Origin of the sequence: Streptomyces klenkii (assembly GCF_003626645.1) — a bacterium.
Lineage (GTDB): Bacteria > Actinomycetota > Actinomycetes > Streptomycetales > Streptomycetaceae > Streptomyces > Streptomyces klenkii.
Window position 1 is genome coordinate 64,190 of sequence record NZ_RBAM01000010.1, and the last position, 13,563, is coordinate 77,752.

A 13,563-nucleotide genomic window follows, 5' to 3' on the forward strand; every position below is an offset into this window, starting at 1 on the left:
GCCCCGGAGAAAGGATGAGGAGATCAGCGTTCACGTGCCGACCCGGCCGCCCTCGGCGCGGGAGCTGCGCCCCCTCGTGGACCGGCTGCTGCTCGTCCCCGACGAACACCGCCGCTTCGCCGTGGACGAGCAGGGCGCGCGCCGCCTGCACCGCATCGGGCCGGAGCTGCTGGACGAGCTCACGGCGGCCGGGCTGCCCCACGCCGGCCACGGCCCCGGCCGGCTCTTCGACGGCTACGACCTGGGCAACACGGCCCTGCACCTCGGGCTGGCGTCGGTTCAGCGGCGGGCCATCCGCTCCTGGGCGGCGGCCCTGCGCACGGCCTCGGTCCCAAACCCTCAGCCCCTGCTGATCGACGTGAAGGCGTCGTGCCCCGTACCCGGCCACGCCGGCCCCTGCCCGTACGGAGTGCTGCTGGCCGGCGGGCGGCGCCGCGTGGTGGCGGGCCCGCCCTCGGACGCGCGCCTGCACCGGCTCACCGTACGGCCGCGGCAGCAGTGGCCCGCGTTCCCCCCGCCCGTCCTGGAGCTGCTGCGCGCCCTGGAGCCGGTCGGCTTCTTCCTGCTGCCGGAGGCCGTCCGCTGGGACCCGGAGTTCCTGTGGCGCACGCGCATGGCGGACTGCGGCGGCGCGTCCGCGTGGCTGGTGGCGGAGGGCGAACGGCGCGGCCTCGGCGTCCGCTTCGCCTTCGGGCTGCTCGTGGCCAGACCGTACTCCACCCCGCACTGCTGGGCAGAGTTCCTGGTGGACGGCCACTGGGTGCCGGCCGATCCGCTGCTGCTGCGGGCCATGGCCGCCTGGGGCGGGCTGGACTCGGCGGCCCACCCGCCCACCGCGTCCCCCGGGGCCGTCTTCCACCGGCTCACGGACCGCTTCACGAAAGTCGTCAGCCACGCCGGGGTCTGGGCCCCGGCCTCCCTACCCACGGAGCTCCTGCCATGCCCCTGACTCCCCCGCCCCGCTCCCCCGCGTCCTCCCCGGCCGCCCCGCCGCCGGCCGCCGCCCCCGCTCCCGGCCGCTTCGCCACCGTGGTCTTCGACCTCGACGGCGTCCTCATCGACAGCTTCGAGGTCATGCGGGAGGCGTTCGCCATCGCCTACCGCGAAGTGGTGGGCGACGGCGAGCCCCCCTTCGAGGAGTACGTCACCCACCAGGGGCGCTACTTCCCGGACATCATGCGGCTGATGGGACTGCCCGGCGAGATGGAGGGGCCGTTCGTCCGCGCGAGCCACGAGCTGATGGACCGGGTCACGGTCTACCCGCACGTACCGGAGCTGCTGGCGACGCTGCGCGAGCGGGGCGTGCGCACCGCCATCGCCACCGGCAAGTCCGGCGCCCGGGCCCGCGCCGTCCTGGAGCGGGTCGGGCTGCTGCCCCTGCTCGACGAGGTCGTGGGCAGCGACGAGGTGCCCCGGCCCAAACCGCACCCGGACATCGTCCACGAGGCGCTGCACCGGCTGGGCGCGCCGCCCGAAAGCGCGGTCATGGTCGGCGACGCGGTGATCGACATCCGCAGCGGGCGCGCCGCCGGCACGGCCACGGTGGGCGTCACCTGGGGCGAGGGCTCGGCGGAGCGGCTGCGCGCCGAGCAGCCCGACTTCCTGCTCGACCGGCCGTGGCACCTGCTCGCGCTGGTGTGCGGCGGGGGCCGCGGATGACGGCGGGGCCCGGGCGCGAGGCCTTGCGCCAGGCGCCTGCCGCCCCGCGCTGGAGCGTGGTCGCCCCGCAGGGGGCGGCCGGTGAACTGGCCGGTGCCGGCGGGGCCGAGGGCTGGCAGCTGCTGCTGGAGACCGCCCGCACCGTCCGGCGGCACGGGCTGGGCGCGCTGTGGCTGCTGGACCGCACGGACACCACGCCCCGGCGCGCGCCCGAACCCGTGTGGGAGGGCTGGACGGCGCTGGCCGGGCTGGCGGCCGCGGTGCCGGGGCTGGAGCTGGGCCTGCTCTCCCCGGCGGCGCCCTTCCGCAACGCGGCCCTGCTCGCCAAGCGGGCGGCGAGCGCGGACCACATCTGCGGCGGGCGCCTGTCGCTGGGGCTCACCGCCGCGGCGTACGGACCGGAGCATCACTCAACGGGGGCCGCGCCTGCGGCCGGGGAGCCTCCTTCCGGTGAGGGTGGTGCCCCTGAGGGCGGTTTCCCCGAAGGCGGCTCCCCTGAGGGCGGCTTCTTCGGCGACGAGGGGGGCCACCGCGCCGTCGGCGAGACGGCCGAGGCGCTGCGCGCACTGTGGGGCGGCCGGCCGGTGACCTTCGCCGGAGAGCACGTACGGCTGGCGGCGGCGCACTGCGTACCGGCGCCGCACCAGCAGCCACTGCCCCTGGCCCTGCGCCTGGACGCCGGGGAGGAGGGGGCCGGGGCGCGGCGGCCCGCGGACGCCGCCGTACGGGAGTGCACCGCCGTCCAGTGGACGGGCGAGACGCATGACATCGCTCGCGCCATCGAGGAGTTCGGGTGGCGCAGGACGGCCCTCGGGGCGGACCCGGGCGGGGTGCGCCACGCCTGGGCGGCCGAGTGCCGGGTCTTCGACTCCGTGCTGGAGCGCGACAGGTGGCTGTGTTCCCCGCACGAAGTGCACTTCTGGAGCCACCACCCCGACCTGCTGGCGCGGCGGAGCCTGTACGGGACGCCCGATCAGATCGCGGACCGCGCGCGGAGCCTGCTGGCGGCGGGCGTTTCGGAGTTCGTGCTGTGGTTCCGCGACTATCCGCGGACCACGAGCCTGGAGCGGCTCCTCACCGACATCGCCCCCCGCATCGACACGACCGCCGGTCCCGGCGCCGGGACCGGCGGGGCAGAGGAGTGAGCCCGGTGCCCGGTACGAAGCCCGCCGACCCGTTCCTGTCCACGGCCTGGCTCGCCGCCGGCCGCTCGCTGGAACGCCCGCCCGCCGGCGTACGGGACACCGTGACGCTCCGGCTGGAGCTCACCGATCCGCCGCCCGGGGCACCGCCGGCGCTGGACGTGGCGGTGGACCTGGCCGCCGGGCGCCTGGGCGTCGCGGCCGCCGCGGGCGAGCCGCCGGGGCTGCGGATCACGCTGCCGCACGCGGCGGCCCGGGCGCTGCTGCTGGGCTCGCCGCAGGAGCGCGCCGGCGTCTTCGAGCGCGGTGACGTGCGCGCCGAGGGCAACTTCAGCCTGCTGTTCTTCATCGACGCGGCGCTCCGGCGGGACGGGTCGGGGCACGTGGCGGCGCTGCGGGCCGCGGCGGGGCTGACCGGGTCCCGGGAGACTGGGGAGACGGCCGGTGTGGAGGAGGAGGCTGAGGCGACTGGGGCGGCCGGCGCGAAGGAGGCGGCCGAGGCCGTCGAGCGGGCCCGCGAGGCCCTGCCCGGGACGGTGCGCGAGATCGAGCGCGAAGTGGGCACCTCGACGCCGGGGGCCCAGCTGCACGTCTCCCTCGACGGGGTCACGCTCGCGGACGCGGGGCTGGGCGAGGCCCGGCCCGGCGTCCCGATGACCCACCGTTCGCTGCCGCTGTGGTACTGCTGCGCCAAGCCCCTGCTGTCAGCGGCGCTCGGCCGGCTCTGGGAAGCCGGCGCGTACGACCCGTACCTGCCCGTCTCCCACTACCTGCCCGAGTTCGGCGGGGAAGGCAAGGAGTCCATCACCTCGATGGACCTGCTGACGCACACGGGCCCGCTGCCGACCGGCGGCGACCCGCTGCACGGCGTGGTCGCCGGACCGGACGGCGAGCGCCTGCGCCGGGCGCTCGGCGTGGCGGTCCCGCCGCATTCCCGGCGGGCTCCGGGCGTCAACTACAGCCAGTGGTGGGCCTGGTTCGTCCTGGCCCGCATCCTTCCCGCGGTCGACGGCAGGGAGTACCGCCCGTACGTCGAGGAGGAGATCCTCGGGCCGTGCGGCATGGCGGACACGCGCGTACACCTGACGCCGGAGGACTTCGCGGCCTTCGGGGACCGGCTGCCGCTGATCCACGTGAGCAACCCCGGGTCGGCTCCCCAGCCCACCCACTGGTGGTCCACCGAGGCCGCGACCACGCGCTGTATCCCCGGCGTGAACACCCGGGGGCCGCTGAGCGACCTCGGCCGCTTCCTCACCATGCTGCTGCGCGGCGGGAACGCCCCCGGCGGGCGCGTCATGTCGCCGACGACCGCCGCCGCGCTGACCGCCCGGCACCGCACCGGCCTGTACGACCGGTACGGCAACGCCGACTGGGGCATGGGGTTCCGCCTCGAATGCCGCCACCTGGGCGAGGAGTTCACCAGCTTCGGCACCCACACCTCCCCCCGCTCCTACGGGCACGACGGGCTGTGGACCGCGGTGGCGTTCGCAGACCCCGACGCCGGGCTCACCGTGGCCGTCCACCTCAACGGGAAGGTGGAGCACGAACGGCACCGCGAGCGCATCATCCGCATCGCCGACGCCGTGTACGAGGACCTTCGCCTGTGCTGACCTCTGCCGGGTTCCGACTTCCGGCTTCCTACTTCCGACTTCCGGCTTCCGACTTCCAGAGAGGGTTTCCATGCCGCACTCCGACCTGACCGAACTGCCCATGCCGTCGCCCGTGTCCGCCGAGGTGGGCGCGCTCTACGACCGGTTCACCGCCCTGGGTTCCGCTTCCCTGGGCGAGAACCTGCACTTCGGGTACTGGGACTCCCCCGACAGCCGGGTGTCGCTGGAGGAGGCGACCGACCGGCTCACCGACATGATGGCCGACCGGCTGCACATCGGCGCCGGGTCGCGCGTCCTCGACCTGGGCTGCGGCGTGGGCACGCCCGGCGTGCGCATCGCCCGCCGTACGGGCGCGGACGTCACCGGCATCTCCGTCAGCACGGAGCAGATCGCCCGGGCCAACGCGCTGGCGGAGTCCTCGGGCGTCGCCGACCGGGCGCGGTTCCGGCAGGCGGACGCGATGGAACTGCCCTTCGAGGACGGCAGTTTCGACGCGGTCATCGCCCTGGAGTCGATCATCCACATGCCCGACCGCGCCCAGGTACTCGCGCACGTGGGCCGGGTGCTGCGGCCGGGCGGGCGGGTGGTGCTCACCGACTTCTTCGAGCGCGCCCCCATCCCCGCCGCCGGGCAGACCGCCGTACGGCGCTACCTGCACGACTTCATGATGACGATGGTGACCGCCGAGTCGTACCCGCCCCTGCTGCGCGGGGCCGGGCTGTGGCTGGAGGAGTTCCTGGACATCAGCGACCAGACGCTGGAGAAGACCTTCGTCCTGCTGTCCGAGCGCATCAACGCGGCGAAGAAGCAGCTCTCGGACGAGTTCGGAGAGGAGATGGTGGACCAGTTCGACCCGGGCGACCTGGTCGGCATCAGGGAGTTCGGCTATCTGCTGCTGGTGGCACAGCGCCCGTAACGCGGAAAGGGTGAGCGGGGCCTCGGCCCCGCCGCCCGTCCGCGGCCTGTCCGCCCGTCCGCCCCTGCGTCGCCGGCTCCCGGCGCGGGGGCGGACGGCCTCGCCCTTACGGCCTTCCTGTTACGGCTTCGCGGGCCCGCCCTGCCGCGGCATTCCGTCGAGGACGCGCCGGACCACGTCCTCGGGGACGCCGGGGACGAGTTCGGCGCCGTGCGGCCCGTCGAGGACGAAGGCCAGGCCGTCACCCGCGGCTTTCTTGTCGCGCCGCATCAGGGTGATCAGCACGGCCGGGTCGGCGTCCGCCGGCAGGGCGCCGGGCAGACCGTAGTCCCGTACGACCTGGGCGTGCTCCTCCGCTCGGCCGGCCGTGATGCGGCCGAGGGCCAGGGCCAGCCGGCCCGCGAAGACCGTGCCGATGGCCACGCCGACGCCGTGGCGGACGGCGAATCCGGTGGCGGTCTCCAGGGCGTGGCCCAGGGTGTGGCCGTAGTTGAGTATGTGCCGGCGGCCGGTGTCGCGTTCGTCGGCCGAGACGACCGACGCCTTCAGCCGCAGGCTCGCGGTGACCTGCTCGTGGACGGCGAGCCCGCGCAGGTCGCCCGCGCCGATGAAGTGGCAGCGCGCGATCTCGCCGTAGCCGTTGGTCCACTCCTCGGCGGGCAGCGTCTCCAGGTAGGTGGTGTCGCACAGCACGGCGGCGGGCTGCCAGTAGGCGCCGACGAGGTTCTTGCCCTCGGGCAGGTTGACGGCGGTCTTGCCGCCGACGCTCGCGTCCACCTGGGCCAGGAGCGTGGTGGGCAGGTGGATGACGGGCACGCCGCGGTGGTGGAGCGCGGCCGCGAGCCCGGCCGTGTCGGTGGTCGTCCCGCCGCCGCAGGAGACGACCACGTCGTGGCGGGTGATGCCGAAGGCGGTGAACCTCCGGCACAGGTCCTCCACGGTGGCCAGGGTCTTGTGCCGCTCCCCGTCGCGCACCGGGATGACCGTCGAGGGCACGCCGGGGTCGGGCACCGTCTCGGGCGGCCGTGCAGTGACGATTGCGGCGCGCCGCGCGCCGAGTACCGCCACGACCTCCGGCAGGAGGTTCCGGGCCCCGGGGCCGACGTGGACGGAATAGGAACGCTCCCCCAGCTGCACGTCGACACGACTGACGGGGCCGGGGCGTTCGGCGGGGCTTTGCTGGGGTCGGGGTTCGGGCTGGGGCTGCGACTGCGGCACGGCGGGCCTCCTCGCTCGTGGGGACGCCGGCGCTTACGGGTGCGCGCCGGCGCGCGGTCGGTGCGGGGTCGGTACGGGGCCGACTCAGTGCTCCGCCCGGTGTGCGGCCTCCAGGACGTAGCCGCGGCCGCGGACGGTGCGCACGCGCAGGTCCAGGGCCGCCAGCCGGCGGCGGATGCGCATGATGTGCAGGTCGAGCGCGTTGCGGCTGAGCGCGGGGCGGCCGGGCCGCGGGGCGAGCAGGGCGTCGCGGGCGACGACCTCGGTGAAGGACTCGGCCAGCCGGGCCACCAGGTGCGCGGCGGTCGGCGAGAGCAGGGCGGAGCGGCGGCGGAAGCGGAGCACGCCGTTGGGCTCGACCACGGGCCGGGCTTCCTCGGCCGCCCGCATGCGCAGCGCCTCGGCGCGGGCCCGGAGGTCCCCGGGGCTGATGGGGGCGCGCACCCAGTCCTCCCGGAGGTCTGGGCTGGCGGGCGCCTCGGCACCCGCCTCCAGCACCAGGATCCGCATGACTCCCCGGTCGCGGCAGCGCTCCCGGCGGTCGGACTCCGCCGGCCAGCGGATCAGTTCCACCTTCTCTCCCGGCAGTAACGGCAACGCGCGCCCCCTTCACCTCAACTGCTCACCGTTGAAACGGACTTCACTCAATCACACGGAAGTCCACGGCGCACGGAGGCGGGGGCGCGCTCCGGTCGGCCGACGGGCGCTGCGGGTGACGGGCACGCGCTGCGGGCGGCCTGCGCGCGCCGGTCAGCCGACAGCCTGGGCGAAGGAGAAGAAGCGGTGCGGGTCGTAGGCGCGCTTGACCGCGGTCAGCCGGCCGTAGTTCTCGGCGTAGTAGGCCGTCTTCCAGTCGGCCAGCTCGGGGTCGATGAAGTTCTGGTAGCTCTCGCCGTTGGAGTACGGGTCGAGGGTGTGCAGCCCGCGCGCGGCCCAGGCCCTGCCGGCGGCCTCGTCCTCGTGGCTGTAGTCCGGCTTGTTGAGGGCGATCGAGAAGCCGAGGTAGAACTCCGTGTCGCGGTGCACGTAGGCCGTGGTGGAGCGGTCGGGGCGGTTGGCGGCGCCGCCCAGGGCGAAGAAGCTCAGGAAGCGGAACTGCCCCGCCCGGGGGCCGGCGGCGAAGGCTTCCAGGATCTGTTCGACGCCCCGCGCCGGGATCGCCGCGGAGAAGAGCCGGTTGCGGTCGATGGAGAAGTTCTGCCGGGGCAGGGCGGCCTCGGGCGAGTAGCCGACCGTGTGGCACTGCTCCGGCGACAGCTCGGCACAGCCGTACTGCGCCATCATCGCGTCGTGCGCGGACATCCGCCGGGCCGACCGCGTGGCGGGCGCCCGGCCCACCGACGCGACCAGGGAGTCCAGTACGGGGTCGAGGGCGTCCGCCGCGCCGAGCCAGGCGCCGGTGACGACGACCACCGGGGCGCCCTTCCCGGCGTCCGGCCACTGCACGGCCAGGGCGGCGCCCAGGTCCCGGGGGCCGCCGATGATCCAGTGCTGCCACGCCTCGACGACGCGCTGCGCGGCCTCCCACGGCCAGGTGAGGTTGTAGGTGACGAGGGTGGGCACGTCCGTGGGCCGCAGCTCCAGGCTGGTGATCACGCCGAAGTTGCCGCCTCCGCCGCCGCGCGTCGCCCAGAACAGGTCCGGGTTCTCGGCGGCGGACGCGGTGACGGTCCGCCCGTCGGCCAGGACGATCCGGGCCGAGACCAGGCGGTCGCAGGCCATGCCGAACTTACGGGTCTGCCAGCCCAGCCCGCCGCCCGGCACGAACCCGCCGGGGCACACGCCCGGGCAGTTGCCGCCCGCCACGACGACACCGCGCGGCGACAGCGCCGTCAGGGCGTCCACCTGCTGGGTGCCGGCCCCCATGACGACGGTGTTCCGGGGCGTCAGCGCCACGGTGTTCAGCCGCGAGAGGTCCAGGACGATGCCCTCGCCCGTGGAGTATCCGCCGAAGCTGTGCCCGCCGCTGCGGGGCACGAGGGGCAGGCCGTGGTCCTGGGCGAACGCGAGCGTCGTCCGTACGTCCGCCTCGCCGCGGCAGTAGGCCACCGCCTGCGGCCGGATCCCGTCGAACTGGCCGCTGTAGAGCTTCCTGGCCCGCTCGTAGCCGCTGTCCGAGGGCAGGACGAGGTTGCCCGACAGGCGGCGCCCGAGCTCGCTCCAGTCGACGCCTCCGCCGGTGCGCCGCGCGGCCGGACCCGCCGGACTTGCGGCCACCGGGCCGGTCGCACCGGCACCCGCGGCAGCGGCCGCCGCCACCGCCCCGGCCCGTAGCACAGTCCGCCTGTCGAGCATGCTGCCTCTCCATCTGCCGGCCCGCGCGCCCGGGCGCGCGGGAAGCGATCACGGGAACCACGGCACAGGATGCCCGGCCGGATCACCCGTGCCTCCGCTCCTGTCAGCGGGGTGAAAGAAAGCGGCACTTGGCGTTCCGCACAATGGGAGGGACACCGGAAGCGGAAGCCGAAGCGGCGGCCGGAGGCGGAGGGCGGAGCACATGTACCAGGCGGAGCGGAGCGGGTATCGCGGCAGGCGCTTCGGGGACGACCGGCTGCTGGAGGCGAAGGTCACCGCGGTGCGGTCCGCCGTGCCCGGCATGACGGACATCACGCTGCGCGGCCCCGCCTTCGCCCGGTCCGCCAGCAAGCCGGGCGCCCACCTCCCCGTGGAGGTTCCCGGCGGCGTGCAGGGCCCTGTGCTGCGGACGTACTCGGTGTGGCGGCACACCCCGGCCGACGCCTCGCTCACCCTGCGAATCGCGCTGCACCACCCGGGCGGCCCGGGCTGCGCGTGGGCGGGCACCGTGACGCCGGGCGAGCGCGTACGGACCGGCGTCCCGCGCAACCGGATCGTCCTCGACCCGCGGGCCCGCCACCACGTCTTCGTCGGCGAGGAGACGGGAGCGGTGCCGCTGCTCACCATGCTGGACGCACTCCCGCCCGGGGCCGTGACCCACGGGGTACTGGAGACAACGGGCGCGGAGGCCGAGTTCCCGGCGCCGGACGGCGCGCGGACACTGCCATGGGTGCACCGCGGCCGCGCCTCGGCCGCCGCCTCACCGGTACTGGTGACAGCCGTCCGCCGACTGGAACTGCCACCGGGACCGGGCGTCGCCTACGTCGCGGGAGAGGCAGCGACCTGCCGGGCGGTGCTACGCCACTTCGTCACCGAGCGGGGCTGGCCGCGGTACGCGATCAAAACACAGACCCACTGGACACCGGGCAAGAGCGGCATCCACTGAACGTCACGGCGCATGACCCAGGCGCGCGATGGTCCACGCGTCGCCGTGCACGCGTTTGCCTGCGTCCCCGGCGAAGGCCGTGGCGGGGGCGGTCCCGGCCGTCGGGGGCGCCGTGTCAGGTTGTGCGGGCGCGGAGGGCGTCGACTGCTATGCGGGCGGTCGTGCCGATGACGGCGTCGGCCGGGGGGAGGACCGCGGCGGGGCTGGAGGCTCGGGTGAAGACCGCTACGGCGTAGCGCCCGCCGTCGGGGTATTCGACGACGCCGACCTCGTTGCGGACGGTGGGCAGGCTCCCGGTCTTGCCGGCGACGTGGACGTCGTCGAAGGGGAAGCCGGAGGCGAGCCGGTGGGGCCAGACCTGTAGCCCCAGCAGGCGGCGCATCGACGCGGCGTACTCGGGGGCACAGGCTTCGTCCCGCCAGATCGCGCCGAGCAGGCGGGTCATGTCGCGCGGGGTGCTGCGGTTCGTGGCGGCGGGGTCGAGCACGCGGAGCCCGGCGACGACGCGGGGGTCGGTCAGTGCCTGAGGGCCCCCGGGGCCGGTGTCCTCCTTCAGGAGGGCGAGGAAGTCGCCGAAGGTGTGGACGGCGTGGGTGCGAGTGAGCCCCAGGCGCCGGGTGGTGTGGTTGACGGCGTCCAGGCCGACGCGCCGGAGGAGGAGGTCGGCGGCGGTGTTGTCGCTGACGGCCATCATCAGGTAGGCGGCGTCGCGCAGGGAGAGGCGGACCTCGTCGAGCATGGCGGCCAGCCCCGTAGGGCCGGGGGTGCGGCCGGGCGGCGGGCACACCGTCTGCTCGGAGAGGTCCAGCAGGCCTTCTTCCGCCTGCTGGTGGAGGGCGACGAGCACGCAGAGCTTGTGGACGCTGGCGGTGACGACCGGCTGGTCGGCGCCGACGTCGAGCTGGGCTCCGGAGTCGATGTCGGCGGCGTGCAGCCAGCCGGTGACGCCGGCTTCGGTGAAGGCGGCGCGGATGCGGCCGCGCGTACGGGCCGGGGTCTCGGTCATATCCAGTACTCCGCCGCGGGGCGCAGGTGCAGGGGGCTGGGGGGCAGGTCGCCGGCAGTGGCGGTGGCGGCGAGGGCGTCGGTGACGGTGTCGGCGAAGGCCAGGGCGGCGGCGTCGCCGCGCCCCTTCGGCCAGGCGGCGGAGTGGCGCAGGGTCAGCGGGGCGCCGGCGAGGGGGCGCCAGGTGATGTCCGGGTCCTGGCCGGGGTGGGCGTCGCGCGGGCCGAAGGCGACGGCGCGGGAGGAGAGGATCAGGCCGCGGGTGAAGCTGGGGCCCTGGCCGTGGCGGACCGCGGCGGGGGTGTAGCCGTGCCGGGCACAGGTGGTCAGCAGGTCGTCGTGTACGGCCGGGGCCTGGGCGCGGGGGAAGAGGATCAGGTCGTATCCGGTGAGGGCGGTGAGCGGAACCGTCCCGGACCGGGCGGCCGGGGCGTGCCGGGGCAGCAGCACGCCGAGTTCGTGGCGCAGGACGGGGCCGAGCTCCAGCCCGGCGACGTCGCAGGGATGGCGGAGGAGCCCCACGTCCAGGTCGTGCGAGGCGAGCCCGGCGAGCTGGTCGGCGGTGGGCAGTTCGTGCAGTTCCAGTTCCACTCCGCCGTGCTGCCGCTGGAAGCCGGCGAGGATCGCGGCGACGGTGCCGGCGGCGAGGTCGGGCGGCAGGGCGGCGCGCAGCAGTCCGCTGCGGCCTTCCCGGATGCGGCGGGCCGTTGCCATGAGGGCCTCGGAGCGGGCCAGTATCTCGCGGGCCTCGTCGAGGAGCAGGGTGCCGCCCTTGGTGATCGTGACCTGCCGGCTGGTGCGCTCGAACAGGCGCACTCCCAGCTCCCGCTCCAGGCGCTGGATGCGCTGCGAGAGGGGAGGCTGGGCCATGCCGAGGCGCTGGGCGGCCCGGCCGAAATGTGACTCTTCTGCAACAGCCACGAAGCACTGTAGGTGGCGTATCAGGTCCACAAGCAGGAACTATATCGCAGATTAATCAATCGGATATTGATATCGATCTTGGACGGACGGGTGCGGGTGCTGCTCTTCTCGGGCCATGCAACCTTCTGAGCCTTCGCACACCACTGCACCAACCGCCGCAGGCACTTCCGCAGGCACTTCCGCACGCACCGCCGCCGCCCCTCGCAGCCGGCGGCGACGCCGTACGGCTCGCGTGGCCTTCGCGGCGGCGGGAACGCTCGCCGCGGCCACCGGCGGGGCGTACGCGGCCGGGTGGGGCCCCTTCGCTTCCGGCACCGCGTCCTCCGACCCCGCGGCCGCGACCCAGGCACGAGCGTTCCTGGCCGACTGGGCGGCCGGCAGGATGGCGGAGGCGGGGAGCCGCACCACGAGCCCCGGGCAGGCCGAAACCACGCTGCGGAACTTCACCGCCGGCCTGGAGATCCGCAAGCCGGCCCTGACCGCCGCGACGGCGACCGCCGCCGGGGACGGCACGGTCACCGTGCCCTTCACCGCGAAGATGCCCGTCGCCGGCCTGGGGACCTGGACCTACGCCTCGAAGCTCCCGCTGCGCAAACAGCAGGACGGGACGTGGAAGGTGGACTGGACCCTCGCCCTCGTCCATCCGAAGCTGAACAGCACCGACAAGTTCCGTCTGGAACGCGACGACGCCGGCACGGTCCCGGTCACCGACCGCCGCGGCGCCCCGTTGTCCGGCGGCACGTACCCCTCCCTGGCGCCCGTCGTCGCCCAGCTCGGCAAGGCCGCCGGGGGCGGCCCCCGGGGAACGATCCGGCTCGTCGATCGCGTGTCGGGAGAGAGCAAGGGCACGGAAGCCACCTTCGGCGCCGCACCCGCCCGGACCGGCGACGGGCCCGTCCGCACCACGATCGACCCGGCGTGGCAGGCGGCCGCCGAGAAGGCCCTCGCTTCCAAGGGCCGCGGGAAGAGCGCCGCCCTGGTCGCCCTGCGCGCCGACACCGGCGAGATCCTCGCCGTGGCGAACTCCCCGTCCTCCGGGTTCAACCGTGCCGTCTCCGGCACCTACGCGCCCGGCTCCACCTGGAAGATCGTCACGACAAGCGCGCTGCTGCTCAAGAACGCCGTCGAGCCCGGCACCGTCGTCGACTGCCCCAAGTACCTGACGGTCGGCAAGCAGTTCCACAACATGGAGCTGGCCGAGCACCGGGGCGCCACGTTCACCGAGGACTTCACCGAGTCGTGCAACACGGCCTTCATCAGCCTGCGCGACAAGCTCGGCGACCGGGAAGCGGGCGACGTCGCCAAGAAGTACTTCGGCATAGGCCAGAACTGGAACATCGGCATCCCCTCCTTCGACGGTGCCGCTCCCCCGCCGGGCGACCAGACAGAGAAGGCCGCCGCGATGATCGGGCAGGGCAAGGTGCTGGGCAACCCGCTGACCATGGCGTCCGTCGCCGCGACGGCGTCCTCCGGCACGTTCCGCCAGCCCACCCTCCTCCCCGGCACCCGCGACACCCGCGGCACGACCACCACCACGCCCCTCCCCAAGAACGTCGTCGACCGGCTGCGCGCCATGATGCGCGCCACGGTCACCGACGGCACCGCCCGGGGCCTGGCGGACCTGCCCGGTGATGTCGGCGCGAAGACCGGCACCGCCGAAGTCTCCGAGCAGGCCCCCAACAACGGCTGGGTCGCCGCCCACCGGGGCGGCATCGCCGTCGCCGCGGTCGTGGAAGGCGGCCTCAGCGGCAGCGCCTCCGCCGTCCCCATCGTCCACGACGTACTGGCCGCCGTACCCGCCGCCGACGGTTCTTGAGCAACCCCTCACCGGCTGCCGTATCCGACCCGAAA

The 13,563-nt window shown here is 74.8% G+C and carries 12 protein-coding genes; 7 read left to right on the plus strand and 5 right to left on the minus strand.

Going from position 1 to position 13,563, the window contains the following annotated elements; all coding sequences use genetic code 11:
• Positions 1-34: 34 nt before the first annotated feature.
• The 5 genes from D7231_RS23795 (at position 35) to D7231_RS23815 (ending at position 5,327) form a co-directional block, all read left to right on the plus strand.
• Entirely contained in the window at positions 35-949 is a 915-nt protein-coding gene (locus tag D7231_RS23795; protein WP_120757575.1) for a transglutaminase-like domain-containing protein, read from the plus strand.
• A complete protein-coding gene (locus D7231_RS23800; protein WP_120757576.1) occupies positions 940-1,659 on the plus strand; it encodes an HAD-IA family hydrolase in 720 nt (239 codons plus the stop codon). Before D7231_RS23795 ends, D7231_RS23800 begins: the two co-directional genes overlap by 10 nt.
• Positions 1,656-2,804, plus strand: a complete 1,149-nt coding sequence (locus tag D7231_RS23805; protein WP_147449792.1) for an LLM class flavin-dependent oxidoreductase — start codon at positions 1,656-1,658, stop codon at positions 2,802-2,804. The genes D7231_RS23800 and D7231_RS23805 overlap by 4 nt, the downstream gene beginning before the upstream one ends.
• 5 nt (positions 2,805-2,809) lie before the next feature.
• The gene (locus D7231_RS23810; protein WP_120757578.1) at positions 2,810-4,411 is read left to right on the plus strand and encodes a serine hydrolase domain-containing protein; all 1,602 of its coding nucleotides are present in this window, start codon (positions 2,810-2,812) and stop codon (positions 4,409-4,411) included.
• Between the two features lie 70 nt (positions 4,412-4,481).
• Positions 4,482-5,327, plus strand: coding sequence for a methyltransferase domain-containing protein (locus D7231_RS23815; RefSeq protein WP_241999881.1), 846 nt, complete (start codon positions 4,482-4,484; stop codon positions 5,325-5,327).
• A gap of 120 nt (positions 5,328-5,447) precedes the next feature.
• Here D7231_RS23815 and D7231_RS23820 read toward each other — a convergent pair whose 3' ends face one another.
• The 3 genes from D7231_RS23820 to D7231_RS23830 all read right to left on the minus strand — a co-directional run bounded on the left by D7231_RS23820 (position 5,448) and on the right by D7231_RS23830 (position 8,840).
• A complete protein-coding gene (locus D7231_RS23820) occupies positions 5,448-6,464 on the minus strand; it encodes a 3-dehydroquinate synthase (RefSeq protein WP_120757579.1) in 1,017 nt (338 codons plus the stop codon).
• Positions 6,465-6,629: 165 nt separating this feature from the next.
• Positions 6,630-7,118, minus strand: a complete 489-nt coding sequence (locus tag D7231_RS23825) for a winged helix-turn-helix domain-containing protein (protein WP_199739440.1) — start codon at positions 7,116-7,118, stop codon at positions 6,630-6,632.
• 177 nt (positions 7,119-7,295) lie between these two features.
• On the minus strand, positions 7,296-8,840 hold the full coding sequence (locus D7231_RS23830; RefSeq protein WP_120757580.1) for an FAD-binding oxidoreductase: 1,545 nt from the start codon (positions 8,838-8,840) through the stop codon (positions 7,296-7,298).
• 202 nt (positions 8,841-9,042) lie between these two features.
• On the opposite strand from D7231_RS23830, the gene D7231_RS23835 reads away from it, so the two are divergent.
• On the plus strand, positions 9,043-9,786 hold the full coding sequence (locus D7231_RS23835) for a siderophore-interacting protein (RefSeq protein ID WP_120757581.1): 744 nt from the start codon (positions 9,043-9,045) through the stop codon (positions 9,784-9,786).
• A 115-nt stretch (positions 9,787-9,901) separates the two neighbouring features.
• On the opposite strand, the gene D7231_RS23840 is transcribed toward D7231_RS23835, so the two are convergent.
• Together D7231_RS23840 and D7231_RS23845 are read right to left on the minus strand one after the other, a co-directional pair.
• Positions 9,902-10,792, minus strand: a complete 891-nt coding sequence (locus tag D7231_RS23840) for a serine hydrolase (RefSeq protein ID WP_120757582.1) — start codon at positions 10,790-10,792, stop codon at positions 9,902-9,904.
• Positions 10,789-11,742, minus strand: coding sequence for a LysR family transcriptional regulator (locus tag D7231_RS23845; protein WP_120757583.1), 954 nt, complete (start codon positions 11,740-11,742; stop codon positions 10,789-10,791). Before D7231_RS23845 ends, D7231_RS23840 begins: the two co-directional genes overlap by 4 nt.
• A 202-nt stretch (positions 11,743-11,944) precedes the next feature.
• Between D7231_RS23845 and D7231_RS23850 the strand changes: the two genes are divergently transcribed.
• Positions 11,945-13,528 carry a penicillin-binding transpeptidase domain-containing protein gene (locus tag D7231_RS23850; RefSeq protein WP_241999883.1) on the plus strand — a complete coding sequence of 528 codons (1,584 nt, stop codon included), beginning with the start codon at positions 11,945-11,947 and terminating at the stop codon, positions 13,526-13,528.
• Positions 13,529-13,563 lie beyond the last annotated feature (35 nt).

What these genes read in the sequence shown, in the direction of transcription:
- D7231_RS23800 (WP_120757576.1), top strand. Translation starts at nt 940, where the DNA reads ATGCCCCTGACTCCCCCGCCCCGCTCCCCCGCGTCCTCCCCGGCCGCC.
- D7231_RS23805 (WP_147449792.1), top strand. Translation starts at nt 1,656, where the DNA reads ATGACGGCGGGGCCCGGGCGCGAGGCCTTGCGCCAGGCGCCTGCCGCC.
- D7231_RS23815 (WP_241999881.1), top strand. Translation starts at nt 4,482, where the DNA reads ATGCCGCACTCCGACCTGACCGAACTGCCCATGCCGTCGCCCGTGTCC.
- D7231_RS23830 (WP_120757580.1), bottom strand. Translation starts at nt 8,840, where the DNA reads ATGCTCGACAGGCGGACTGTGCTACGGGCCGGGGCGGTGGCGGCGGCC.
- D7231_RS23835 (WP_120757581.1), top strand. Translation starts at nt 9,043, where the DNA reads ATGTACCAGGCGGAGCGGAGCGGGTATCGCGGCAGGCGCTTCGGGGAC.
- D7231_RS23840 (WP_120757582.1), bottom strand. Translation starts at nt 10,792, where the DNA reads ATGACCGAGACCCCGGCCCGTACGCGCGGCCGCATCCGCGCCGCCTTC.